21 protein-coding genes and 2 pseudogenes are annotated in these 23,274 nt (G+C 57.2%); 17 read left to right on the top strand and 6 right to left on the bottom strand.

What is annotated here, in order from left to right:
- Positions 1-47 precede the first annotated feature (47 nt).
- A complete protein-coding gene (locus tag HPC62_RS16045) occupies positions 48-1,361 on the bottom strand; it encodes an NF041680 family putative transposase (protein ID WP_172353244.1) in 1,314 nt (437 codons plus the stop codon).
- Between the two features lie 89 nt (positions 1,362-1,450).
- Here HPC62_RS16045 and HPC62_RS16040 point away from each other — a divergent pair, with 89 nt between their 5' ends.
- Complete coding sequence (locus tag HPC62_RS16040; RefSeq protein WP_172357295.1) at positions 1,451-1,696, top strand: phytanoyl-CoA dioxygenase family protein; 246 nt, start codon at positions 1,451-1,453, stop codon at positions 1,694-1,696.
- A 56-nt stretch (positions 1,697-1,752) separates the two neighbouring features.
- Here the strand turns inward: HPC62_RS16040 and HPC62_RS16035 are convergent, their stop codons facing one another.
- On the bottom strand, positions 1,753-2,124 hold the full coding sequence (locus tag HPC62_RS16035) for an ArsR/SmtB family transcription factor (RefSeq protein WP_172357293.1): 372 nt from the start codon (positions 2,122-2,124) through the stop codon (positions 1,753-1,755).
- A 194-nt stretch (positions 2,125-2,318) separates the two neighbouring features.
- Between HPC62_RS16035 and HPC62_RS16030 the strand changes: the two genes are divergently transcribed.
- The 5 genes from HPC62_RS16030 (at position 2,319) to HPC62_RS16010 (ending at position 9,624) form a co-directional block, all read left to right on the top strand.
- Positions 2,319-4,883 carry a sigma 54-interacting transcriptional regulator gene (locus HPC62_RS16030; RefSeq protein WP_172357291.1) on the top strand — a complete coding sequence of 855 codons (2,565 nt, stop codon included), beginning with the start codon at positions 2,319-2,321 and terminating at the stop codon, positions 4,881-4,883.
- 505 nt (positions 4,884-5,388) lie between these two features.
- Positions 5,389-6,402 (top strand): ABC transporter ATP-binding protein, encoded by a 1,014-nt coding sequence (locus HPC62_RS16025; protein WP_172357289.1) that lies wholly within the window; start codon positions 5,389-5,391, stop codon positions 6,400-6,402.
- On the top strand, positions 6,403-7,203 hold the full coding sequence (locus HPC62_RS16020) for an ABC transporter permease (RefSeq protein ID WP_172357287.1): 801 nt from the start codon (positions 6,403-6,405) through the stop codon (positions 7,201-7,203). It begins immediately after the preceding gene.
- Between the two features lie 87 nt (positions 7,204-7,290).
- Positions 7,291-8,880 (top strand): GldG family protein, encoded by a 1,590-nt coding sequence (locus HPC62_RS16015; RefSeq protein WP_172357285.1) that lies wholly within the window; start codon positions 7,291-7,293, stop codon positions 8,878-8,880.
- A gap of 162 nt (positions 8,881-9,042) precedes the next feature.
- Positions 9,043-9,624, top strand: a complete 582-nt coding sequence (locus HPC62_RS16010) for a DUF4340 domain-containing protein (RefSeq protein ID WP_172357283.1) — start codon at positions 9,043-9,045, stop codon at positions 9,622-9,624.
- Positions 9,625-9,761: 137 nt separating this feature from the next.
- On the opposite strand, the gene yidD is transcribed toward HPC62_RS16010, so the two are convergent.
- Entirely contained in the window at positions 9,762-9,983 is a 222-nt protein-coding gene (gene yidD / locus HPC62_RS16005) for a membrane protein insertion efficiency factor YidD (RefSeq protein WP_172357281.1), read from the bottom strand.
- Positions 9,984-10,332: 349 nt separating this feature from the next.
- Here yidD and HPC62_RS16000 point away from each other — a divergent pair, with 349 nt between their 5' ends.
- The 5 genes from HPC62_RS16000 (at position 10,333) to HPC62_RS15980 (ending at position 14,410) form a co-directional block, all read left to right on the top strand.
- Positions 10,333-11,034 (top strand): Uma2 family endonuclease, encoded by a 702-nt coding sequence (locus HPC62_RS16000; RefSeq protein ID WP_172357279.1) that lies wholly within the window; start codon positions 10,333-10,335, stop codon positions 11,032-11,034.
- Between the two features lie 79 nt (positions 11,035-11,113).
- The gene (locus HPC62_RS15995) at positions 11,114-11,569 is read left to right on the top strand and encodes a P-loop NTPase family protein (RefSeq protein ID WP_172357277.1); all 456 of its coding nucleotides are present in this window, start codon (positions 11,114-11,116) and stop codon (positions 11,567-11,569) included.
- Between the two features lie 26 nt (positions 11,570-11,595).
- On the top strand, positions 11,596-12,300 hold the full coding sequence (locus HPC62_RS15990) for an NB-ARC domain-containing protein (protein ID WP_172357275.1): 705 nt from the start codon (positions 11,596-11,598) through the stop codon (positions 12,298-12,300).
- Positions 12,194-13,774 (top strand): tetratricopeptide repeat protein, encoded by a 1,581-nt coding sequence (locus tag HPC62_RS15985; protein ID WP_390820374.1) that lies wholly within the window; start codon positions 12,194-12,196, stop codon positions 13,772-13,774. The genes HPC62_RS15990 and HPC62_RS15985 overlap by 107 nt, the downstream gene beginning before the upstream one ends.
- Before the next feature lie 72 nt (positions 13,775-13,846).
- The gene (locus HPC62_RS15980) at positions 13,847-14,410 is read left to right on the top strand and encodes a Uma2 family endonuclease (protein WP_172357273.1); all 564 of its coding nucleotides are present in this window, start codon (positions 13,847-13,849) and stop codon (positions 14,408-14,410) included.
- 68 nt (positions 14,411-14,478) lie between these two features.
- Here the strand turns inward: HPC62_RS15980 and HPC62_RS15975 are convergent, their stop codons facing one another.
- On the bottom strand, positions 14,479-14,715 hold the full coding sequence (locus HPC62_RS15975; protein ID WP_172357271.1) for a hypothetical protein: 237 nt from the start codon (positions 14,713-14,715) through the stop codon (positions 14,479-14,481).
- A 102-nt stretch (positions 14,716-14,817) separates the two neighbouring features.
- Here HPC62_RS15975 and HPC62_RS15970 point away from each other — a divergent pair, with 102 nt between their 5' ends.
- Positions 14,818-15,069, top strand: a complete 252-nt coding sequence (locus HPC62_RS15970) for a helix-turn-helix domain-containing protein (protein ID WP_172357269.1) — start codon at positions 14,818-14,820, stop codon at positions 15,067-15,069.
- A gap of 375 nt (positions 15,070-15,444) precedes the next feature.
- Here HPC62_RS15970 and HPC62_RS15965 read toward each other — a convergent pair whose 3' ends face one another.
- Entirely contained in the window at positions 15,445-15,822 is a 378-nt protein-coding gene (locus HPC62_RS15965) for a winged helix-turn-helix transcriptional regulator (protein ID WP_172357267.1), read from the bottom strand.
- A 353-nt stretch (positions 15,823-16,175) separates the two neighbouring features.
- On the opposite strand from HPC62_RS15965, the pseudogene HPC62_RS15960 reads away from it, so the two are divergent.
- From HPC62_RS15960 to HPC62_RS15945, 4 genes and pseudogenes are all read left to right on the top strand, one after another.
- A pseudogene (locus tag HPC62_RS15960) lies at positions 16,176-16,413 on the top strand (CDGSH iron-sulfur domain-containing protein).
- 145 nt (positions 16,414-16,558) lie between these two features.
- Positions 16,559-17,257 (top strand): pirin family protein, encoded by a 699-nt coding sequence (locus HPC62_RS15955; RefSeq protein WP_172357265.1) that lies wholly within the window; start codon positions 16,559-16,561, stop codon positions 17,255-17,257.
- Between the two features lie 370 nt (positions 17,258-17,627).
- Positions 17,628-18,080, top strand: a pseudogene (locus HPC62_RS15950) (Uma2 family endonuclease); the annotation flags it as partial.
- Positions 18,081-18,169: 89 nt separating this feature from the next.
- Positions 18,170-19,483 (top strand): NF041680 family putative transposase, encoded by a 1,314-nt coding sequence (locus HPC62_RS15945; protein ID WP_172353244.1) that lies wholly within the window; start codon positions 18,170-18,172, stop codon positions 19,481-19,483.
- A 274-nt stretch (positions 19,484-19,757) separates the two neighbouring features.
- On the opposite strand, the gene recQ is transcribed toward HPC62_RS15945, so the two are convergent.
- Positions 19,758-22,049, bottom strand: coding sequence for a DNA helicase RecQ (recQ, locus tag HPC62_RS15940; protein ID WP_172357261.1), 2,292 nt, complete (start codon positions 22,047-22,049; stop codon positions 19,758-19,760).
- A 302-nt stretch (positions 22,050-22,351) separates the two neighbouring features.
- Between recQ and HPC62_RS15935 the strand changes: the two genes are divergently transcribed.
- A complete protein-coding gene (locus HPC62_RS15935) occupies positions 22,352-23,182 on the top strand; it encodes a prohibitin family protein (RefSeq protein WP_228721764.1) in 831 nt (276 codons plus the stop codon).
- Positions 23,183-23,274: the final 92 nt, after the last annotated feature.

Raw genomic sequence — 23,274 nt, 5'->3', positions numbered from 1 at the left:
GTTCATAACAGTTGAACTTAAGGAATTGGATACAATCCTGCTCGCAGTTAAGCTGCTGTTGCAACCGGACTGTTCAGGGATTGTTCGGATGTCTTGCGTTTCGAGGCTCGTTTTTTGACCATCGGATAGCAGGGACGAGGAGTTGGCTTGTGCCCCTTGCCTCGTCCTGGCGATTTACCACGAGGTTTAGGCGCAGGAGCAGGGGTGCCAATCGCTGCCAAAATGCCTGCAAACGCTTGTGCGACCCGACCCGGAGTCAACGTTTCTTGCGGTGCCTGCCAGGGCAAGGGGTGGTCAGTACAGTCCTTTCGCGCTAACCACAACTGCCAACTGAGCAACGGCATCAGGCTGCTCCACTGTTCGGTTGCCGATACAGAACTGAACTGGGGATGTGTCCAATATAGCCTCTGCTTGGCAAAGCGATACCAGTGTTCAATGGCAAAGCGACGGAGGTAGTGCAACCACAGGGTTTCTAACGGAGGCATCTGCTCACCCAGCCAAACTAACCACAAAGGAGCCAAGCGTCGCGTGCTGCTCTGTGTCTCCAGCACCTCCACGCGCAACACTTCCATTGCCCGTTTGGGGGATTTGCGGAAATGGTATGCACTCCAACGACTGACCCGCACTCGTCCCCAGTTGGGATCATCGACTTCAACGGTTTCGACCGGGACACTCCAAGTGTCAGGGTCATTGAGTTTCATCTTATGTCCATGCTTGGCAGGTGCGCCTCGCCCTCGATACGCTGGGGGCGCGCCATAGACACATCGATTGGATGTAACCCGCAGCAGCAAGTCTGCCTCAATCCCTGCCGTTTGGTTGACAAAACTGGCATTGCCGTACCCTCGGTCGTAGATCGCCAACGGACGCACCGCTAACTGCCGAGTCACTTGTTTGAGTTGGAATGCCGCTTTACTGGCGGGTGTTTCAAAGCTGGTGATGCGCTCATGCCGCAATGGTAATGCCCAACTGCCCCTGTCTTCAGCAATCCAGGCTAAGGTACTGTAGTTTTGTCCGGCTATCGGGGCATGTCCTGTTCTGCCTGATAAGGTGCGGTCTTTCAAACGCCTGGCAGCAGGACGGTTCCACCGACTCGCATCACCTGCCAACAACGGTTGCTGCTGAGTCGGTATCTGCTGCACCAACAGCTTCAGCACCTTTGATCGGGGTAGGCGGCTATCGCGCAACGCTTCATAGGTGCTCGACCACTGGCGACGAAAGACAGGACTCTGCGATAGCCTCACAAACGACACGATGCACGCACTCACTAACACGGCATCCATCAGATCAAACAGGGCATCTCTGGCGTTTCCCAAGCTAGCATACAACGTTTGGCGAAATTGCTGAAGTTCGTTGAAAATCATGGGGTCAATGTTGGTTGTACTTCATTGACCTTACGGCAGTCGGTGCTTCTCATTGACTGCCTTCCTCTTCACCATTAGTCCAAACTAAAGTGGAAAACCCGCCCGCCTGTATGCAGCCCGTGGCCGTGTCCGCAGGCAGCGCCATTCTGTTTACTGAAGCGCTGACCCACGGCACGCTGCCTTGGCGCGGCCAGGGAGAGCGGCGCACCCTGTTTTATAAATACTCGCCGCGGTCGAATGCCTGGGCGCGATCGCTCTACAATCCCGACGAGTTCCCCAGCCTCACCGAAGCTCAACGGCGGCTGCTCCTCTCGCCGGGAGTTTACCCGTATTAAGGGCTTTCTTTTCAGAAACAGGGACTCGCTGGGCTTCTGTGCCCCTCAAGATCCCGTCATACCGACCGCTTCAAGACTTGCCCACTGGTCAGCCCAAAGGCTCGAAATCGGCGTGCCTGGAGTTCGATGCGGCTGGCGAGGCGATCGCACACCAGATTACACAGTTCAAACGTCAGGTCATCCTGCACGCTGTAGTATGCAGAGGTGCCCTCGGTGCGGCGCGAGAGGATGCCTGCTTGCAGCATCACTTTCAGGTGCTTGGAGACGTTGGCCTGGCTGGTGGCGGTCGCTTCGACCAGATCTTGCACACACCGTTCGCCGTTGCGGAGGACGCTGAGAATGCGGAGGCGGGTCGGCTCACTGAGGACGCTGAAATACTCCGCCACCTGCTGCATAATCTCAACTGAGACCGGATCTACCGTTTTCATGCGGGTCGTTTCAAAAAGGCTTAATCCCAAAATATTAACAATCTATTCAGAATTGAAAATAGAGTAGTAGATTACACATCAGAACTTTAAAATTTACAAGGCCGGCCTCTCCGAAATTGCCCCCACGCCCAAAAGCAGGAACGCCCAAAAGCAAGAATGATTGACCCTGGATAGCCACGCGATGAGGTTGCCCCATGCAAATTTCCGAGCGGGTGCAGTGGATACAGCAGCAGACCCAGTTTGGGGAGCTATCGGAGGCGGCGGTGAGGGCGATCGCCCAGCAGGTTCGCGAGATCCGTCTTCCCGAAAACCATCGGCTGGCGCTGGAAGACACCGAACCCAAAGCGCTTTACATTCTGAAATCGGGGCGGCTGGAGCGCTATCGCACCCGACCCGACAGCATGGCAGACACCGTTAGCCTGCTGCCCGGTTCGGTGCTGTATTTGAAAGAACTGCTGCTCGAAACGCCTGCGGAACATACCGTCATCACCCTCAGCGATTGCGAAATTTGGACAGTGCCCCGCGGGGCATTCCGCGACCTAGTGGCGCAGTTTCCGGAGCTAAACCGCACCGTGTCGCGGCAGTTGGCAGACGAGGTGACGGAACTCAGTTCCCAGCTTGTCTTTGAGCAAGAGCGACAGGCGGCCCTGCGTCCCTACCTGGTGCCCAAGGTGCGGCGGGGCATTGTGGGCGCGAGTCGCTATGCGGTGCGGCTGCGGCAGGAGATCAAAAAAGCAGCGGGCGATCGCCGTCCGGTTCTCATCTTTGGCGAGCCGGGGCTAGGCAAGGACAACGCGGCCGCGCTGATCCACTTTGGCAGTGGCGATCGCAAGCAGCCCATGATCAAGCTCAACGGCGATATGCTGCAACCCAGCGGCGCAGACCTGTTTGGCCGGGTGAATGGCAAGCCCGGTTTACTGAGCTGGTTGGGCAACGGCACGCTGCTAATCAACAACGTGCAGGACGTGCCCAAGGCGCTCCAGCCCAGGCTGGCGGAACTGCTGGAAACGGGAACCTACCGTCCCGTCGCCCGCGAAGGTGATCCAGAACCAGAACCGCGTCAGTCGGGTGCGCGAATTATCTTCACCTCAGAGCGATCGCTCCCCGAACTCGATCGCCACGTTGGCCACGCCATCAAAGTGCCGCCCCTGCGCGTGCGAAAGGCCGACCTCGAAACCCAGGTGAATTACTACATCAGCCTCTACTGTTCCTCGCGCGGCCTGGCCCGTCCCACCCTTGCCCCAGAGGCGCTGCGGCGGCTCCAGGGCTACGACTTTCCCGGCAACCTGACGGAGCTAGAGGGCATGGTCGGCCGCGCCATCATCCAGTCCAGCGGTGCGCCTGTGCTAACGGAAGAGGTGTTTTGGGCAACGGGCAGCAAGACCCGCCGCTTTCGGGTCAACCTGCTCAACGCCTATCCCAAACTGCGCCAGTTTCTTCGCAGCCCGTGGTGGCCCGACCGGATAAACTACGGCTTCACGGTCTGGTTTTTTCCGCTGGTGATTGCAGTTCTCTGGCTGGGCCCGCAGACCCGCGACCAAAACTTTGCGCTGAATTTCTTTTGGGCCTGGTGGTGGCCGCTGGTGCTGGTTGGCTTCCCGTTTGTGGGGCGGCTGTGGTGCGCGGTGTGCCCGTTTATGATCTACGGCGAAATTTCGCAAAAACTCTCGACCCGCGTGCTGGGGCGCAAGCTGCTGCCCTGGTCGCGCCCAGAGGCAGAAAAATGGGGCGGCTGGTTTCTGTTTGGGCTATTTGCGCTGATTTTGCTCTGGGAAGAACTGTGGCATTTGGGAAACACGGCGTACCTCTCGGCCTGCCTGCTGCTGCTGATTACCGCCGGAGCCGTGATTTTCTCGTTCCTGTTTGAGCGGCGCTTCTGGTGTCGCTATCTCTGCCCCATCGGCGGCATGAACGGCCTGTTTGCCAAGCTGTCGATGATTGAACTGCGGGCGCAGCAGGGGATCTGTTCCGCCAACTGCACGACCTACCAGTGCTATAAGGGCGGGCCGCAAAAGGGCGAAGGACAGGAAACCGGCGGCTGTCCAATTTATTCGCACCCGGCGCAGCTCCAGGACAACCGCGACTGCGTGCTGTGTATGACCTGCCTGAAGGCCTGTCCGCACCGCTCGGTAGAACTCAACCTGCGGCCCCCCGGCATTGAACTTTGGACCACCCACAAGCCCACGCGACCGGAGGTGTGCCTGCTGTTTTTGCTGGCGGGGGCGGTGGTGCTGCATCGGCTGCCGACAATTTTGACGCTGCTGGGGTTTGGCGACAGCGATCTGCTGGCCACGCTGCTGCAATACGACGCGGCTCCGCTCGGCCCCTTTGCGCTTCATGCCGGACTGGCGGCGATCGCGCTGGTGTTGCCAGGGGCGATCGCCCTCCTTTGCCACAGCCTGATCGAGCGCATCACCCCCAAACCCAAGCCCTTCATCGAACTGGCCTACGGCTATCTGCCCCTGGTGCTGGGCTGCAACCTGGCGCACTATCTGCATCTGGGACTGACCGAAGCCGGCCGCATCGTGCCCGTCACCCTCGCCACCTTTGGACTGAGCGGCGCAGGGATGCCCGTCGTCGTCGCCCATCCCGCCGTGATTGCGTTTCTACAGGGCGTGACGCTGCTCAGCACCCTCGCCCTCAGCATTTTCCTAACGCAAAAAATTGCCCGCCAGCCCTTGCAAAATCTGCTGCCGCAGCACGTCGGTCTAGGGGCGATTGCCCTCCTCGTCTGGTGGAGCGTGGTCAGTCAACACTGAACCAAGAATGGCGCTGAGGGTCGAGCCAAGGGTCGAGCTAGGGGCCGAGCTAGGGGTCAGATATTGGAACCTGAGGCGCAAAGCATGAGTCGCAAAGCATAAGCCGCAAGGTATGAGCCGTAGTGAATCAGCCGCAGTGAATCAGCCGCAGTGAATCAGTCGCAAGACAAGAATTCGAGGTGCTGTCACACGCTTGACACATCTCCGTCAGATCGAAAATTCGCAATGTTGGCTACAATTTGCCGTTGTTGGGAGTGGAGAGAGCCAAGATTGGGAATGTTGGTCCGGATCGCTTTCGATCCTCCAAGGTCGATTCTCGATTTTGGATTTTGGACTTGCGATTTTGGATTGCTCGCCAAGCGTTTTCATGGACTCCAGCAATTGCATTCGTAGCACCACTCAGGAAGTCACTCAGGAATTAGATCTCCCTAAACCTCAGAATTTCTCAAACCCTGCTTGTTCCCTTTCGCCAACACGACCTAACCCTTCATCCTGCCTGCCCCTCATGATTACCGTCGAACACCTCAGCAAAGTCTATGGTTCCACCCCTGCGATTACCGATGTGACGTTTTCGGTGGAGCCGGGAGAAATTTTGGGCTTTTTGGGGCCAAATGGGGCAGGCAAGACAACGACGATGCGGATTTTGACCGGGTACTTGCCCGCCACCAGCGGCACCGCTACCGTAGCCGGGTTCGACGTGCATGAGGACTCGATGGCCGTGCGGCAGCGGATTGGCTATTTGCCAGAAACGCCGCCCCTCTATCCCGACATGACGGTGGAAGGGTTTCTGCATTTTGTGGCGCGGCTGAAGGGCGTGGCAGCGGGCGATCGCCCCCAGCGGGTCCAGTCTTCCCTAGAACGCTGCAACCTAGTGGAACGGCGAGACACCCTGATTCGCAAGCTGTCTAAGGGCTTTCGGCAGCGGGTCGGCATTGCCCAGGCGATCGTCCACGACCCGCCCGTCATCGTGCTGGACGAACCGACCGTCGGCCTCGACCCGCGCCAAATCATCGACGTGCGGAACCTGATTAAAAGTCTGGCCGGCGACCACACCATCATTCTTTCGACCCACATTCTGCCGGAAGTCAGCATGACCTGTAGCCGCGTCGCTATCATCAACCGCGGCCGCGTCGTCGCCACCAACACGCCCGATCGCCTGATGGAAGACCTGTCGGGCGGTGCGGGCTATGAGCTAGAAGTGGAGGGCGAACTGCTGGTGGCTCAGGAGCGGCTGCAATACCTCGCAGGCGTAAAGTCCGTCACCGCACTAACCGTCGAAGGGCTGCCGCCCCACCGCTACAAACTGCGCGTCATCTCCAATCCAGGAACCGACCCCGGCCGCGACATTGCCGCCACGGTCATCGGTGCAGGGCTAGGGCTGTATGAAATGCGGCGGGTGCAGGCCGACCTAGAGCAGGTGTTTCTGGAACTCACCATGGCCGACGCGCCCGCCGACCCCGACCCCAGTCTTTCCAATGAACCCCAAAACCAGTCCCCATCCCAGGAGGAAGCAGCCTAGATGCGCGTCATTTTGAGCAACATTCTGGCAATTTATCGGCGAGAACTCCAGAGCTACTTTGCCTCCCCCTTTGCCTATGCGATCGCCGCCGTGTTTTGGCTGCTGAGCGGCTTCTTCTTCGTGGTCATTCTGTTTGGCCCAGAGGGATTGTTCGCCGCCGTTGCCCAGCGCGACCAAGCCGGCATCACCGACCCACCGGTGGACGTGCCCTACCAGTTCCTGAACGTGTTTCTAGGGCTGCTGGGTTCCCTGGCGCTGTTCTTGCTGCCGATGCTGTCGATGGGACTCTATTCCGAAGAGCGCAAGCGCGGCACGCTGGAACTGCTGGCCACCTCGCCCATTACCAACTGGGCCGTCGCCGTCGGCAAACTGCTGGGCGTGCTGACTTTCTTCATCACCATGCTGCTGCCTATCCTGCTGTATGAAAGCACCCTGTTTGCCGCATCGAACCCCGCCGCCAACCTGAACGTGCTGCTGATGGGGCATCTGGGACTGATTCTGATGGCCGCCGCCGTACTGTCCCTGGGCATGTTCATCTCCTCCCTCACCGACAGCACCATCCTCGCCGCTGTGCTGACCTTTGGGCTGATGCTGCTGCTCTGGGTCACCGACCTAATCGCCAACGGGGTCGGCGGCCCCACCGGAGAGGCGATCGCCCACCTCTCGCTAATCAAACACTACAACGACCTCAGCCGAGGCATCTTCAACACCAGCAGCCTCGTCCTCTACCTCAGCTACATCCTGCTGGGCATCTTCCTCACCGCCCAATCCATCGAAGCCCTCCGATTCCAGCGTTCCTAACCCGCGTTCCTATAAAACACCCCTCTTCGCTCTTCGTTCTTCCCTTTTTCCTCTTCGTTCTTTTCTCTTCCCCCTTCCCTCTTCCCCATGAAACCCCTCCGTTCCTACCTCAAACTCAAACACCTAATCTGGCCCGGCCTGTTCCTGATTCTCATGGGGCTAACGGCAGGTTTGGTGGCAGGAACCTGGGGCCCCATACCTGCTGGGCTGCTGAGCGCGGGCATTGGGCTATTGGTGGTGTGGCTGGGGTCGCAGGCCAGCGGATTTCAGGGACTATGGGGCAAACGCTCGACCCAGGCGGGCACGAATGCGGTGCTGGCAACGCTGGCGGTGCTGGCTATTTTCCTGCTCACAAACTTTTTGGCGACGCGCTACAACACGCGCCTAGACCTGACGGAGAATCGCCTGTTCACCCTTGCGCCCCAGTCGCAGGAGGTGGTGAAGTCGCTGGAAGATCCCGTCAAAGTGTGGATCTTTGACCTGGCACCGAATCCTGCCGATCGCGATCTGCTGGAAAACTATCGCCGCCAAAATCCTGACGGGTTCGCCTATGAATATGTCGATCCGCAGGTGCAGCCCGGACTTGCCGAGCGCTTTGGCGTGCAGAACTTTGGCGAAGTGTATGTAGAGAAGGGCGATTCGCGAAGCGATTCCTCTGGGAATCGCCGCCAGTTGGTGCAGACCATCAGCCCCTCCCAGCGCCTCTCGGAGCGACGGCTGACCACTGCGCTGGTGAAGATCACGAGCGATCGCCAGACCAAAGTCTACTTCCTGCAAGGGCACGGCGAACGAGAACTGAACCCCGGTCAAGGCGGGCTGGCCCAGGCCCTCACTAGCCTAACGGACGAAACCTTTCAGGCAGAACCGCTGAACCTGGCAAACACTGCCGAAATTCCCGCCGACGCTGCGGTAATTGTGGTGGCTGGCCCCCAGCGGCCGCTTTTGGCAGAAGAAATCACTCGCCTCAAAGACTTTCAGACCCGCAAGGGCGGACTGTTGCTGCTGGTCGATCCTCAGGCGAATCCTGAACTGGACGATTTGCTAGAAGGCTGGGGCGTTGCCTTTAGCGATCGCATCCTGGTAGACCCCGTCGCCGGCCGCGATGGCGCAGTCACCATCATCACGGAATATGGCCCGCACCCCATCACCGACGGACTCAACAACGGCATCACCTTCTTTCCCCTGGCGCGGCCGCTCGAACTAGGCGAAGTCGAGGGCGTAGAGATGACTCCGCTGCTGTTTACCAATGCCCGCACCCAGGCCCAGCAAATCGGCGAAGACGGCCAGCTCCAGCTTGACCCCGAAGCGCCGGAGGGCAATCTCGTTCTGGGCGCTGCCTTCAGCCGTCGCCTGTCAAACGCGCCCACCCCCAGCCCCTCGCCCGACGCAGAGGAGCCGCCTGTTCAGGACGAAGCGCGAATGGTGGCGATCGGCAACTCCACGTTTGCCACCAACGGACTGATTGACCAGCAGTTGAACCGCGACCTCTTCCTCAACGCCATTGGCTGGCTCAGTCAAGAAGCCGACCCCACCTTCTCCGTCCGCGCTGCCGAACCCACCAATCGCCGCGTACTGTTCTCGCCCTCCCAGCAAATTGCGCTGATTCTTGCCTCGCTGGTCTTTTTGCCGCTGGCGGGGCTGGCGCTGGCGGTGGGCGTGTGGTGGCGACGACGCTAATCAGGGTTCGGCGGATACCTGAGAAACTTGCATCAGACCCTTGCACCAGAAACTTGCATCAGACCTTTGCACCGGAAACTTGCACCAGAAACTTGCACTAGACTTTGCACCAATTTCCCCACCCTCTAGCCCCCCAATCCCTCGCTATCGTTACTCTGCGCTATGAAACTCAAGCCCGCTACTTTCTGGCTCCTCTTTGCCGCGCTGATCTTGGGCAGCGTCAGCCTGTGGTCGTTGCAGCAGCCTCCACGCACCGAAGAGGCAGGACAAACCACTCCGCAAAAGCTGTTTGCAATAGAGGAAAGCCAGATCCAGTCGCTGACCGTGAAAAAGCCCAATGAAACGCTGCTCTTTGAAAAAGACGAAAATGGCGTGTGGCAAATGAAACAGCCCCAGCAAGGCGTAGCCAACGATGCCGCCGTTGCGTTTTTGGCAAACTTACTTGCGACCGGGATGAGCGATCGCACTTTTTCCATTCCCCCGACTGACCTCGCCACCTACGGACTCGACCAGCCCTCCACCACCATCGAATTCACTGCCAACGGCAAACCCCACACCCTCGCCCTCGGCAACAAAAACTTTAACCAGAGCGCTATCTACGCCCTGATCGATGCCCCAGAAAATCCGCAGAACCTCACCGTTTCCCTCGTCTCGCTCGACTTTGAAACCGCCGTGGGGCGATCGCCCCATGCATGGCTCCAGCCAACTCCTGCTGCTTCACCCAGCCCGTCGCCAGCAGAGTGAGGGGGAGAGGGAAGAGGGAAGAACGAAGAGGGAAGAGGGAAGAACGAAAAAAGGAAGAGGGAAGAGGGTTTAGGACAGGTTTGAGAGATGCTTAAGAATTTTCGTTTTTCGTTCTTCGTTCTTCTTTTTTCCATTTGTCACTTTTCCTCCGTCGGCACCGGATCATAGCCGCCTTCGCTCCAGGGGTGGCAGCGGGCGATGCGCTTTGCCGTTAGCCAGCTGCCTTTGATGGAGCCGTAGCGGGCGATCGCCTCCAGTCCATATTGCGAGCAGGTGGGCTGAAAGCGGCAGCTTGGCGGAAACAGCGGCGAGATCAGGATGCGGTAGGAGTGGATGAGTCCGAGGAGGAGGACTTTCATGGTGATGGAACTGCTATCCAGTCAAGAGAAGACCAGTCAGGAGAAGGGGAGTCGTCCTCTGCTCCGAAAAGCTGAGGGTATACACTAAGCATAAATAAAGGTATTCACAAGCGGCTGGGCGCATCTCAATTATGCAAGTATGCAAGTTTGCCCTCATCCCCCAGCCCCTTCTCCCAAAAAGGGAGAAGGGGAGCCGGATTGGAAGTCCCTCTCCCGCTTTGGGAGAGGCATTTAGGGTGAGGGTTACAAAAGTGGGATACACCCCAAGCGGCTTCAAGGTTTGGGACTTTGGATACAGGACTTTGAATCCAAGACGTTGGATGACCCAATCGATTCGGTGGACTTTGCAATGACTATCTCTGCCTCGCCCCAATCCGCCATTCCTCCAGAAGACTTGGCAGCCCTGGCAGAAGAGCTAGATATCAGCCTGCCCCCCACCGATTTATGGAGCGACGAACCCCCTTTGGAATCTGACTTTCATCGCGACCAGATTGACCTGCTGATTCGCCTGCTGAAGCGCTATTGGGCCGACCGCACCGATTTCTACGTCACGGGCAACCTGACTATCTACTACAGCGAGGACAAGATCATCACCCGCAACTTTCGAGGGCCCGACTTTTTTGTGGTGCTGGACACGGAGCTAAAAGAGCGCAAAAGCTGGGTGGTGTGGGCGGAGGACGGCAAATACCCCAACGTGATTGTAGAAATCCTCTCCAAAAGCACCGCCGCCGTCGATAAGGGCGCAAAAAAGGAGCTTTACCAAAACACATTCCGCACGCCCGAATACTTTTGGCTCGACCCCAACACGCTTGAACTGTCCGGCTTTCGGCTGATCGGCGGAACCTACCAGCCCATCGAACCTACAGACGGCAAGCTCTGGAGTGAGCAACTGGGGCTATACCTGGGCATTGCTCACCAGCGGCTGCGCTTTTTCACGCCCGACGGAGCGCTGATCCTGTCGGCAGAAGAGGCAGAGGAGCAGGAACGCCAGCGGGCAGAGCGTCTGGCAGCAAAGCTGTGGGAATTGGGGATTGACCCGTCGCAGGTTTAGGGCGGCGGAAAAGAAATGCTCGAATCTCCGAAACTTTTGGGTTAGAACGGAGTTAGCGCATTCAGTCTGGATAGAAAAAATGGTTGACCCGGCAACACTGACAGCCAGTGCGATCGCCTCTCTTGCTTTCCAAAAGTTTATGGAAACGAGTGCGGGAAAACTGGCGGAGAAGTTTTCCGAAATGGCGATCGCCCGCATGGATGATCTGTTAAAGCGCATTTGGGCCAAACTGCGCGGACGACCCCGCGTGGAGGAGATCAAAGCCGCCGTTGAAAAGACCCGCAACATCACAGCGGAGCAGGTGAATCAAATTGCGGCCTATCTTCAGGTGGCGATGGACGACGACCCGCAGTTTGCCAACGAGATTCGGCTTTTGGCCCAGGAAATCAACGCCGGCAAGCTGCTTGACCAGAGCCACATGACCCAAAACATCATCGGCGACCATGCCAAGGGCTGGCAAACCAAAGTCGAAGGCGGCACGGCCTACATCGGCGACATCACCATTCACCAAAGCCAACCGCCCGCAAACTCCTGACTCAACCCCGACTCAACCAAGTCTCTATGAGCGACCAGCACATTCACGACCAGGGCAAGGGCTTTCAAGTCGAGGTCAAGGGCGGCACGGTCTACATTGGTGATATCGAAATCTATCCACCGCTGCCACCGCCCTCGCCGACTGGAATTCCCAGCAACCTGCCGCAGCATCCCAGCCAAAGCTTTCGGGGCCGGGAAGACGACTGGGCCAGGCTGCACGCCGCCTTGCAGCAGACAGAGCGAGTCGCCATCACCGCGCTGCACGGCATGGGCGGCGTTGGCAAGACGGAGCTAGCGCTGCAATATGCCACGGCGAAGCTGCGGGAGGGCGCGTATCCGGGCGGCGTGTGCTGGCTGGGGGCGCGAGAGCAGGAGCTTGGCATTCAGATTACGCAATACTTTCAGGCACAACTGGGGCTGAGTCTGCCTGACGGTCTAGACGACCTGGCCGCACAGGTGGGCTATTGCTGGCGGCACTGGCGCGAGGGCGAGGTGCTGGTGGTGGTGGATGATGTGGCCTATCAGCGGGTGGAGGACTACGAGGCCAAAACCCTACCTGCCCACCGACCCACGCTTTCGGGTGCTGGTGACGACGCGCCAAAACCTGGGAGCCAGCTTTTGCACCGTGCCGCTGGGGGTGTTGGCGGCAGCGGCGGCGCTGGAGGTGTTGCGCGACTTGGCGGGAGCCAGCCGCATCGACAGCCAGATCGCAGACGCAAAACTGCTCTGTGAATGGCTGGGCTATTTGCCCCTGGGGCTGGAACTGGTGGGGCGATATTTGGCCAGCAAGCCAGACCTAACGCTGGCGGAACTGTTGCGGCGGCTGGAGCAGCAGAAGCTGGCGGCGCGAGCGCTGTCTCGCCAAGAGGCGATGACTGCCACCCACGAGAGCGTGGCCGCCGCCTTTGAACTAAGCTGGAACGACCTAACGGAAACACAGCGGCAACTGGGAGAACGACTGAGCCTGTTTGCGCTGGCCCCGATTCCTTGGGCACTGGTGAAAGCCGGGCAGCCCGAAGCGGATGCTGAAGACCTGGAAGACGACCGCGATACGCTGATAAACCGCAACCTGCTGAACCGCGTGGGCGACGGCAGCTATCAACTGCACAGCCTAATCCGCGAGTTTTTTGCGGCAAAGCGAGAGCAGGCGACCGATGCCGACGACCTGACCCGTGCCCACTGCGCGGTGCTGGTGCAAGTTGCTCAGCAGATTCCCTGGATGGACTCACAGGCAACCTATTTGGGCTTTGCGCCAGTAATACCGCATCTGGTGGAAGTGGTGCATCACCAGATGGCGGCAGTCAGCGATGAGGCGGTGCTTTTCCCTGCCAACGGGTTGGCAGCGTTCTACTACGGACAGGGCTTGTATTCTGAAGGCGTTCGCTGGGCGGAGCGATGTAAGAAACAGGTGGAAGAGCGCCTGGGCGCAGACCATCCCTCCACGGCGACGAGTTTGAACAATTTGGCGGCGTTGTATGAATCAATGGGACGCTACAGTGAGGCGGAACCGTTGTATGGGCGATCGCTCGAAATCCGAGAAGCGCAGCTCGGCGCAGACCATCCCGACACGGCGACGAGTTTGAACAATTTGGCGGGGTTGTATCGTGCAATGGGACGCTACAGTGAGGCGGAACCGTTGTATGGGCGATCGCTCGAAATCCGAGAAGCGCAGCTCGGCGCAGACCATCCCGACACGGCGACGAGTTTGAACAATTTGGCGGGGTTGTATCGTGCAATGGGACGCTACAGTGAGGCGGAACCGTTGTATGGGCGATCGCTCGAAATCCGAGAAGCGCAGCTCGGCGCAGACCATCCCGACACGGCGACGAGTTTGAACAATTTGGCGGCGTTGTATGAATCAATGGGACGCTACAGTGAGGCGGAACCGTTGTATGGGCGATCGCTCGCCATCCGAGAAGCGCAGTTGGGCAAAGACCATCCCGCCACCGCCACCAGCTTGAACAATTTGGCGGCGTTGTATGAATCAATGGGACGCTACAGCGAGGCAGAACCCTTGTATTTGAGGGCGCTGTTGATTTTGGTCAGCCAGTTGGGGCAAGAGCATCCCAGATCGCAAACGGTTTGGCAAAATTTTGTAGGGTTTTTGCTCGCGGCAGTGCAGGCGGGGCGGGCGGGCGAGTTGTCCGATCATCCCCTCACCCAGGCGCTACTGACTCAGGTGCAAGCTGAGCGTAACGCGGGCTGACCCGGCTGCTTGGGCCGACTCAAGGGACTTGGGCGGATACCGTAGAATCAAAACACGCATAGCGAGGGTTTTATGCAGTCCACCACCCATTCCGTCCGCTGGACAACGGCTGATCTGGCACTCTTTGAGGGCGATCGGGCCAATCGCTACGAAATCATTGATGGGGAGTTGTTTGTGACCCAAGCGCCCGATTGGAAACATCAAGCGGTTTGTGTCAACATTGGGACGGTACTAAAGCTCTGGTCGGATCAGAGCGGGCTGGGGCAAGCCGCAATTAACCCTGGGATTGTGTTTTCGGAATCGGACGCGGTGATTCCCGATGTGGTATGGGCGAGCCATGAGCGGCTGGCGCAATTGCTGGATGAGGCAGGGCATCTGACGGCGGCTCCCGAACTGGTGGTGGAGGTGCTGTCGCCGGGGAAGACGAATGAACAGCGTGACCGGGAAGCCAAGCTGAAGTTGTATTCAGTGCGGGGGGTGCTGGAATACTGGATTGTGAATGTTCAGACCCAACGGGTCGAAGTGTATCGCCGGGAGAATGCGGTGCTGAAGCTGGTGGCAACGCTGTATCCGCAGGATGAATTGACCAGCCCGGTCTTGCCCGGTTTTCGCTGTCTGGTGAGTCAGCTTTTCTAGCCCAGCAGGAATGGGGTTTCGCTCCGCAAGCCAAAATCCAAACTCGCCAAGCCAAAATCCAAACTCGGCTAGCGCCGTAGCCACTTGGTCAACACGCTCATCCACTGGCGCGTGGCGGGTTCCACTTGCAGCTTGCTCCACTCGCCCGCTGGCGCGAACCCCAGCCGATGCAGCGTGTGGATGATCAGCAGCACCGCCCAGCGCGAACCCACCACCATAATCTTCACGGGTTCCCGCTCAGGATTCTCCGGCGGCGCGGCGGGAACCTGGGACTCAGCGCTATTGGAGAAACATTCTTTTGCCATATTTTTTGCCAAATGTGGTCTACAGAGACAACATCAAATTTATCAGATGTAGTCTATAGAGACAACATTTACGGCTCACCCATCCTCTGACAGGATTGGGGCATGGGACGGGCAAACCAAGCACTCAAGGAAGTTTTAGAAACCTATCGCATCAGCCAAAATCGGCTTGCTGTGATGCTGGAAATCGATCGCTCTGCGGTGTTTAAGTGGGTGCGTGACCAGCGAGAACCTAGCTCCGAGACGATTGTTGAAATTACCAAAGCGCTGAAGCAGTTGAACCCAGACGCGGCGCGGGCTTTTGTGCAGCTTTATCTGGGCGATATTTTGGAAGACGAGGCGGGGGGAGAGGGATAGGGGAAGAGGGAAGAGGGAAGAACGAAGAACGAAGAGGGAAGAGGGAAGAACGAAGAGGGAGGAGGGAAGAGGGAAGAACGAAGAGGGAGGAGGGAGAAGCGTCAATGGGGCTGGGTGGGTTGGGTAGGTGTCTGAGCAAGCAGTGCGATCGCCCCTAATGAGGCTCCGGGTTCAGCGATTTTTGACCCAAATTTGACCCAAAATAGTTGGCGGATGCGCTGGAGCAACTCTACGACGTGGCGGAATATCAAGGAAATGATTTGATTCAATCGCCTCCCTTTCCAGAGCTTCGCGTCACCGCCACTCAAATTCTTGTAGGCAAACGGTAGCCTTCCAAATCCAAACTCCCCAATCCAAAATCCAAAATCCCCAACTCTATCGCTCTCCCTGCTCTGCCAAATATCGCTCTCCCCATTCGTGCATGATCGCCAGGATCGGCTCCAGGCTTTGTCCCAGCGGCGTAAGGGAATATTCCACCTTGGGCGGCACCTGCTGATAGACCTCGCGATGCACGATGCCGTCGTCTTCCATTTCGCGGAGTTGCTGCGTCAGCATCTTTTGGGTAATGCCCGTGAGCGATCGATGCAGTTCATTAAACCGCTTCACGCCGCCCAGCAGTTCCCGCAAGATCAGCACCTTCCAACGGCCGCCGATGATGGCGATGGTGGTTTCTACCGCGCAGCTTGGGCGCTCCAGTCCGCTGGGCGAAGGGGCAGGTTGCAGGGTTTTGGGATCGGCGTTTTGGAGTGACATTGCCTAACGAGGTTCCAATGCAGGGATATTTTCTATAGCCATATTTTCTATGGCCATACCTTCTATAGCCATACCTTCAGTCTCTCATAGTTTCCTTTTGGGAAGTACCTTACCAAAAAGTGCATACTTCCCAAACCTATTGTATCTACTATAAACTCAAAGTAGTTCCGAGTACGACTTTGAGTTTAAACCGCTCAACACCTTGATTCAAGTCTGCTCGAACGTTTCGCAAGCACTTTGAGAACACACGAGCGCCGACTAGCACGCCAGTTGATCCGTACATGGGTCAGGTCAACATACACAGGTCAACTCGTACATAGCTCGTACATAGCTCGTACATAGGGAGAACACCAATGAGCGAACCCGTAATTGCAGATACGAAACCCGTGGTAATGGAGCTAGAACCGGGCACCTACTACTGGTGTCGCTGTGGGCGATCGCAGGGGCAGCCGTTTTGCGACGGTTCCCACCAGGGCACGGACTTTACGCCCCTTGCCTTTGAAATCACCGAAACCCAGAAAGTGGCGTTCTGCCTCTGCAAGCACGGGTAATGAACCCTTCTGCGATGGGTCGCACGCCGGGTTGAAGTGATGAGGGCTGGCGTGATGGGGCTTTGGAGCAGAGCCGCGCTACCAACCTATCGCGCCGATACCCCGCCATTTCGTCTTTCTTACTCGACTGCTTATCCACATTTTGTACTCAAGTTTTCACTAGTTTTCACTCAAGGAGACTCTCCATGATTACTGTCCGTCCGTCTCAAGAGCGCGGTCACGCCAACCACGGCTGGCTGGATAGCTACCATACGTTTTCCTTTGCCAACTACTATGACCCTGACCACATGGGCTTTCGCGCCCTGCGCGTGATCAATGAAGACCGGGTTGCGCCGGGTCGCGGCTTTGGCACGCATCCGCACCGCGACATGGAAATTATTTCCTACGTGTTGTCGGGGTCGCTGGCGCACAAAGACAGCATGGGCAACGCCGCCACGATTGGCGCGGGCGAAGTGCAAAAAATTACGGCGGGTACGGGCATTGCCCACAGCGAATTCAACCCGTCGCAAACGGAGGGCGTGCATTTTCTGCAAATCTGGATTTTGCCAGAGGAAGCAGGATTAACGCCCAATTACGAAGAGAAGGTGTTTCCCACTGAGGCCAAGCAGGGGCAGTGGCGACGTATTGCCAGCCGCACGGGGGCCGATGGCGCGGTGCAAATTAATCAGGATGTGGAACTGTATGCCACGGTGCTGAAGGCCGGTGAAGGGCGATCGCTCGAATTGCGTCCTGGCCGCTATGCCTGGGTGCAGGTGGCGCAGGGCAAGATCAGCCTCAACGGGGTGTCGCTGGAAGCGGGCGACGGCGCGGCCATCAGCGACGAAACGCTGCTGGAGGTGCAAGCCATCAGCGATGCGGAAGTGCTGCTGTTTGACTTGGCGTAGATCCAGAGAAGCGGGAGGTCGCATCGATTCTCGATCTCCCGCCTGTCTCTTCCCTGCTGCTGCCGATCTGCGAAATTGCCCTTGACCCAGCAGATCGGCCAGGTGAGCCGTGATTTCTGGGAAACGAGTGTCGGGCGATCGCCATCCATTAAGGCGATCGCCCTTTTCTGCAAGCACCCGCACCTGGGCGATCGCCCTTTGCTCCATTTGATCACGCTCTCACTGTTACACTTGGGGCAGCCAATACCTACACTTAGGGCAGCCAACACCCAATTTTCAGCCCATCTGGCGCACCGTCTCGTACCATTTGGCATTGTCTATCAGATGCTTCTGGTAACTAACCATTTCAAATCTTGGAGGTAAGCCTGTCATGATGGCTCAAACTGAGACAAAACGCTATACCGCTGAAGAATATTTGGAGCTTGAAGTTGCGTCGGAAACCCGCAACGAATATCGCGATGGAGAAATTGTTCCGATGATGGGCGGCACCCCAAACCACAATGACATCGCAGGAAACTTATATATTCTGCTTAAATCTGCCCTCAAAGGAAAAGACTATCGGATCTTCTATGCTGATCAGCAGCTCTGGATTCCTGGTGCAAGTCTCTACACGTATCCTGATGTGATGGTGTTGCCAAAGCCGCTAGAGTTGCAAGCTGGGCGAAAAGACACGGTGATGAACCCCTGTTTTATTGCTGAGGTGTTGTCCAAATCAACCCGCAGCTATGACCGGAGTGATAAGTTTGCGGCTTATCGTACTATCTCTAGCTTTCAGGAATACCTGCTCATTGATCAGGATGAAATCCACGTTGAGCATCATGTCTTTAGTTTGGACTAATGGTGAAGAGGAAGGCAGTCAATGAGAAGCACCGACTGCCGTAAGGTCAATGAAGTACAACCAACATTGACCCCATGATTTTCAACGAACTTCAGCAATTTCGCCAAACGTTGTATGCCAGCTTGGGAAACGCCAGAGATGCCCTGTTTGATCTGATGGATGCCGTGTTAGTGAGTGCGTGCATCGTGTCGTTTGTGAGGCTATCGCAGAGTCCTGTCTTTCGTCGCCAGTGGTCGAGCACCTATGAAGCGTTGCGCGATAGCCGCCTACCCCGATCAAAGGTGCTGAAGCTGTTGGTGCAGCAGATACCGACTCAGCAGCAACCGTTGTTGGCAGGTGATGCGAGTCGGTGGAACCGTCCTGCTGCCAGGCGTTTGAAAGACCGCACCTTATCAGGCAGAACAGGACATGCCCCGATAGCCGGACAAAACTACAGTACCTTAGCCTGGATTGCTGAAGACAGGGGCAGTTGGGCATTACCATTGCGGCATGAGCGCATCACCAGCTTTGAAACACCCGCCAGTAAAGCGGCATTCCAACTCAAACAAGTGACTCGGCAGTTAGCGGTGCGTCCGTTGGCGATCTACGACCGAGGGTACGGCAATGCCAGTTTTGTCAACCAAACGGCAGGGATTGAGGCAGACTTGCTGCTGCGGGTTACATCCAATCGATGTGTCTATGGCGCGCCCCCAGCGTATCGAGGGCGAGGCGCACCTGCCAAGCATGGACATAAGATGAAACTCAATGACCCTGACACTTGGAGTGTCCCGGTCGAAACCGTTGAAGTCGATGATCCCAACTGGGGACGAGTGCGGGTCAGTCGTTGGAGTGCATACCATTTCCGCAAATCCCCCAAACGGGCAATGGAAGTGTTGCGCGTGGAGGTGCTGGAGACACAGAGCAGCACGCGACGCTTGGCTCCTTTGTGGTTAGTTTGGCTGGGTGAGCAGATGCCTCCGTTAGAAACCCTGTGGTTGCACTACCTCCGTCGCTTTGCCATTGAACACTGGTATCGCTTTGCCAAGCAGAGGCTATATTGGACACATCCCCAGTTCAGTTCTGTATCGGCAACCGAACAGTGGAGCAGCCTGATGCCGTTGCTCAGTTGGCAGTTGTGGTTAGCGCGAAAGGACTGTACTGACCACCCCTTGCCCTGGCAGGCACCGCAAGAAACGTTGACTCCGGGTCGGGTCGCACAAGCGTTTGCAGGCATTTTGGCAGCGATTGGCACCCCTGCTCCTGCGCCTAAACCTCGTGGTAAATCGCCAGGACGAGGCAAGGGGCACAAGCCAACTCCTCGTCCCTGCTATCCGATGGTCAAAAAACGAGCCTCGAAACGCAAGACATCCGAACAATCCCTGAACAGTCCGGTTGCAACAGCAGCTTAACTGCGAGCAGGATTGTATCCAATTCCTTAAGTTCAACTGTTATGAACGGTTGAGCAGATTCTTTATGGCATCCTGTTGAGCATTATTGTGATGCCAGTTAGTCCAAACTAAAGTCATGTAAAAGTTGCAGAAAATCAGTGGCTTTTTTCTGAATATAAAGATCCAGAATTTAACCTTTCACTTCGCACATTGGACTTGCAAATTCAAATTGCAGATCTCTACGAAAATATTGAGTTTTCTGAAAGTTAAATAGAGGCTAAATGTTCGCTGTTTTCTAGCTATCTGGGCGATTGGTATGTCGCCATTTGGCACGGACGAGGCGAATAGAGTCGTAGTCAATCGTTTCGCCCAGCGTGTTTTGGATGTGTTCGTAGATCGCCTTGAGCGACGCAGTGCCTACCGCTTCGATCGCCCGTTCAATTTTTGCCTGGCGATCGCCCTCTACCAGCTTTCCCAGATCCACCGCCTGCCCCGCTTCTAATAACTTATCCAGGTGGTTGTAAATCGTATGGATGCCGCAGCCGCGCTTTTCGGCAATCTCTGCGGGTGACAAGCCCTGCTGATGCAGTTCTAGCGTATAGAACACAGTGCGAGACACAGATTTAAGACGCAGCGCCGAACGAGATTCACTACGATCGCGCGGTGGTTTGGCATAGGCGAGTGTAGGATCAAATGAATCATCATCGGAATTGCTGGGGATGGTTCCCAGACTGGGCGATCGCAGGGGAATGTCATTCTCTGTGCAAAAGTCGCGGATTTCGGTAACGAACGTTTCACCGTATTGCTCTAGCTTGCGGCTGCCCACGCCAGAGATCCGCGCAAACTCACGCAGCGTGTGCGGCTGTTTCTCCGCCATTTGCCGCAGGCTGACATCAGAAAAGACCACGTAGGGCGGAACGTTTTGCGCGTCGGCGAGGCGCTTTCGCAACTGGCGCAGGCGCTCAAACAGGCTGTCGGCTTTGGGCCCGGTTTGTTTCAAGAAGCGATCGCCCACGGGGGCAGGTTCATCGAGCGATCGCGCAGGCAGGGCAATCATCACCGTCCGCTGACCCCGCATCACCTCCCAACTTTGGGCATTCAGCTTGGGGATGGAATAGCCATCGGTGGTTTCGTCCATCAAGCCTTGGTGCAAGAGCGATCGCCCCAGATGTTTCCAGGCTTCGGCGCTGCGGTCTTTGCCAATGCCGTAGGTGGAAAGCTGATCGTGCCCATGTTGTAGCACTTTTGGGCTGCGAGAGCCGCGCAGCACGTCGATGATGTGGTTCATGCCAAAACGCTCTTTGCAGCGGGCAATACAGGACAGCAACTTTTGCGCGTCGATGGTCCAGTCTTCCACGGGGCGCGGATGCAGGCAGTTGTCGCAGTTGCCGCACTGCCCTGCAAAGCTTTCGCCAAAGTAGGCCAACTGAATCTTGCGGCGGCACTCTGTCCCTTCGGCATAGTCCACCACGCGGCGCAACTGCTGGCGGGCGATGCGCTGCTCGTCTTCTAGCGGCGCTCCGGTCGTTGGATCGACCTTCTGGGCAATCAGAAACTCGACCGTGTTCAAATCGCCATAGCCGAAGAACAGCGTGCATTTTGCCGGATCGCCATCGCGCCCGGCCCGCCCTGCCTCCTGATAGTAGTTTTCCAGGCTGCGCGGCAGGTCATAGTGAATCACAAACCGCACGTCGGGCTTGTTGATGCCCATGCCAAAGGCGACCGTCGCCACCATCACGCGCACGTCGTCGCGAATAAAGCGCGTTTGATTCGCAGCGCGGGTTTCGTCCTCCAGTCCCGCATGATAGGGCAGCGCCTCAATGCCGTCTTGCTGGAGTCGGAAGGCGAGTTCGTCTACTTTTTTGCGGCTGAGGCAATAGACAATGCCAGCGCCGGGGGCTTGGCGAATTAGTTGCAGCAGGTGGCGATACACATCGCGCTGCTTGGGACGCACTTCGTAATACAGGTTCGTGCGGTTGAAGCTGGCGATGTGGATGCGCGGGTCGCGCAGGGCAAGCTGAGCAACGATATCTTCCTGGACGCGGTGGGTGGCGGTGGCCGTCAGCGCTGTCATGGGCACGGCGGGATAGCGCTGGCGCAGGGTTTTGAGCTGGCGATATTCAGGACGAAAGTCATGCCCCCATTCCGACAGGCAGTGGGCTTCGTCGATGGCAAAGGCGGCAATGCCCACTTCGGCATCGATGCGTTCCAAAAACGGCAAAAAGCGATCGCCCATCAGTCGCTCTGGCGCGACATACAGCAGCTTGATCTGGCCCGCCAGCACGGCCTGTTCCGTCGATCGCAGCTCCGTCGGCCCCAGGCTGCTATTCAAAAACGCCGCCCCAATGCCGTTGTCCTGCAATGCCTGAACCTGATCCTGCATCAGCGCAATCAGCGGCGACACGACGATCGTCACCCCGTCCATCAGCAGCGCCGGAAGCTGGTAGCAAATCGACTTGCCGCCGCCTGTGGGCATGATTACAAGCTGATCCCGCTGGGCGATCGCCGCTTCGACGATCTCCCGCTGTCCGGGGCGAAAGGCATCATAACCGAAGTAGAATTTGAGGGCTTCTTCGGGGGTGGGCATGGAGAGTGATGGGAGTTTTGGACGAGGGAATGATGGGGGATGCAAGATCAGCCGTCTCGGACGGTTTGCTGCATCTCTTCCAGAGTACCCAAACTAGCTAGCTGTCCTTTGCTCTGGATGCAAGACGATTTAAGTAGGGTGACATTAGAATACTCCGTCACTTGTCTTGGCTCGCCGCCTTTGACCTCTGCAAAATCTGGAATCTGTCTGGCGCATATTGAAAGCAGAGTATAAGAGCGTTTTGGAGCGTATAGGGACTCATGAAATCGATAACAGGCAATGCGTTTCGGGGACTGCTGATTATGGGGGCGATCGCCCTCTTTTTGGCATTCAATTCCTTTGTGGTGATTAATCCCGGTCAGGCCGGCGTGCTAAGCATTCTCGGCAAGGCCCAGGACGGCACACTGCTAGAGGGCATTCACCTAAAGCCGCCGTTCGTGTCCCAGGTGGATATTTACGATGTCACAGTGCAAAAGTTTGAGGTGCCTGCCCAAAGTTCCACCAAGGATTTGCAGTACCTTTCCGCCAGTTTTGCGATTAACTTCCGGCTTGACCCCATGCGAATTGTAGAGATTCGCCGCAAGCAGGGCACGCTGGCCAACATTGTGTCCAAGGTGATTGCGCCCCAAACCCAGGAAGCCTTCAAAATCGCCGCTGCCCGCCGCACGGCCGAAGAGTCCATTACCCAGCGAGAGGAGTTGAGGCAGGATTTTGACATCGCCCTCAGCCAGCGGCTAGAGAAATATGGCATTGTGCTGCTGGATACCAGCGTGGTGGATGTGAAGTTTTCCGATGAATTTGCCCATGCAGTGGAAGACAAGCAAATTGCCGAACAGCAGGCCCAGCGGGCGGTTTACATTGCCCAACAGGCACAGCAAGAGGCCCAGGCAGAAATCAACCGCGCCAAGGGCAAGGCAGAGGCCCAGCGGCTATTGGCAGAAACGCTGAAAAGCGCAGGCGGGCAACTGGTGCTGCAAAAGGAGGCGATCGAGGCGTGGCGCGAGGGAGGCGCTCAGATGCCTCGCGTGCTGGTGATGGGCAAGGATGCTGGGAGTGTGCCCTTTTTGTTTAATCTGGGAGAGCCGGATGCGGAGTCAGCTACAGAGCCAATGTCCTCGAAGGGCGCTCGATAAACTCGGCCGCAAGGCATCCGTGAGGGTAAGCGGCGAGTCCAAACAGCACAAACGAGTGGCAAAGATCTATGATGCTTCGTGATTGCTTTTGC

Source organism: Thermoleptolyngbya sichuanensis A183 (assembly GCF_013177315.1).
Taxonomy (GTDB): Bacteria; Cyanobacteriota; Cyanobacteriia; order Elainellales; family Elainellaceae; genus Thermoleptolyngbya; species Thermoleptolyngbya sichuanensis.
This window is presented reverse-complemented; position numbering and strand designations above follow the sequence as displayed.

Excerpts from the sequence above, each read along its gene's own strand:
- HPC62_RS15980 (WP_172357273.1), top strand. The coding sequence starts at position 13,847 with ATGCAGTCCACCACCCATTCCGTCCGCTGGACAACGGCTGATCTGGCA.
- yidD (WP_172357281.1), bottom strand. The coding sequence starts at position 9,983 with ATGAAAGTCCTCCTCCTCGGACTCATCCACTCCTACCGCATCCTGATC.
- HPC62_RS16045 (WP_172353244.1), bottom strand. The coding sequence starts at position 1,361 with ATGATTTTCAACGAACTTCAGCAATTTCGCCAAACGTTGTATGCTAGC.
- HPC62_RS15970 (WP_172357269.1), top strand. The coding sequence starts at position 14,818 with ATGGGACGGGCAAACCAAGCACTCAAGGAAGTTTTAGAAACCTATCGC.
- HPC62_RS16020 (WP_172357287.1), top strand. The coding sequence starts at position 6,403 with ATGCGCGTCATTTTGAGCAACATTCTGGCAATTTATCGGCGAGAACTC.
- HPC62_RS16025 (WP_172357289.1), top strand. The coding sequence starts at position 5,389 with ATGATTACCGTCGAACACCTCAGCAAAGTCTATGGTTCCACCCCTGCG.
- HPC62_RS15975 (WP_172357271.1), bottom strand. The coding sequence starts at position 14,715 with ATGGCAAAAGAATGTTTCTCCAATAGCGCTGAGTCCCAGGTTCCCGCC.
- HPC62_RS15945 (WP_172353244.1), top strand. The coding sequence starts at position 18,170 with ATGATTTTCAACGAACTTCAGCAATTTCGCCAAACGTTGTATGCCAGC.
- HPC62_RS15990 (WP_172357275.1), top strand. The coding sequence starts at position 11,596 with ATGAGCGACCAGCACATTCACGACCAGGGCAAGGGCTTTCAAGTCGAG.
- HPC62_RS16035 (WP_172357293.1), bottom strand. The coding sequence starts at position 2,124 with ATGAAAACGGTAGATCCGGTCTCAGTTGAGATTATGCAGCAGGTGGCG.
- HPC62_RS15995 (WP_172357277.1), top strand. The coding sequence starts at position 11,114 with ATGGTTGACCCGGCAACACTGACAGCCAGTGCGATCGCCTCTCTTGCT.
- HPC62_RS16010 (WP_172357283.1), top strand. The coding sequence starts at position 9,043 with ATGAAACTCAAGCCCGCTACTTTCTGGCTCCTCTTTGCCGCGCTGATC.
- HPC62_RS16030 (WP_172357291.1), top strand. The coding sequence starts at position 2,319 with ATGCAAATTTCCGAGCGGGTGCAGTGGATACAGCAGCAGACCCAGTTT.
- recQ (WP_172357261.1), bottom strand. The coding sequence starts at position 22,049 with ATGCCCACCCCCGAAGAAGCCCTCAAATTCTACTTCGGTTATGATGCC.
- HPC62_RS15955 (WP_172357265.1), top strand. The coding sequence starts at position 16,559 with ATGATTACTGTCCGTCCGTCTCAAGAGCGCGGTCACGCCAACCACGGC.
- HPC62_RS15965 (WP_172357267.1), bottom strand. The coding sequence starts at position 15,822 with ATGTCACTCCAAAACGCCGATCCCAAAACCCTGCAACCTGCCCCTTCG.
- HPC62_RS16015 (WP_172357285.1), top strand. The coding sequence starts at position 7,291 with ATGAAACCCCTCCGTTCCTACCTCAAACTCAAACACCTAATCTGGCCC.
- HPC62_RS15935 (WP_228721764.1), top strand. The coding sequence starts at position 22,352 with ATGGGGGCGATCGCCCTCTTTTTGGCATTCAATTCCTTTGTGGTGATT.
- HPC62_RS16000 (WP_172357279.1), top strand. The coding sequence starts at position 10,333 with ATGACTATCTCTGCCTCGCCCCAATCCGCCATTCCTCCAGAAGACTTG.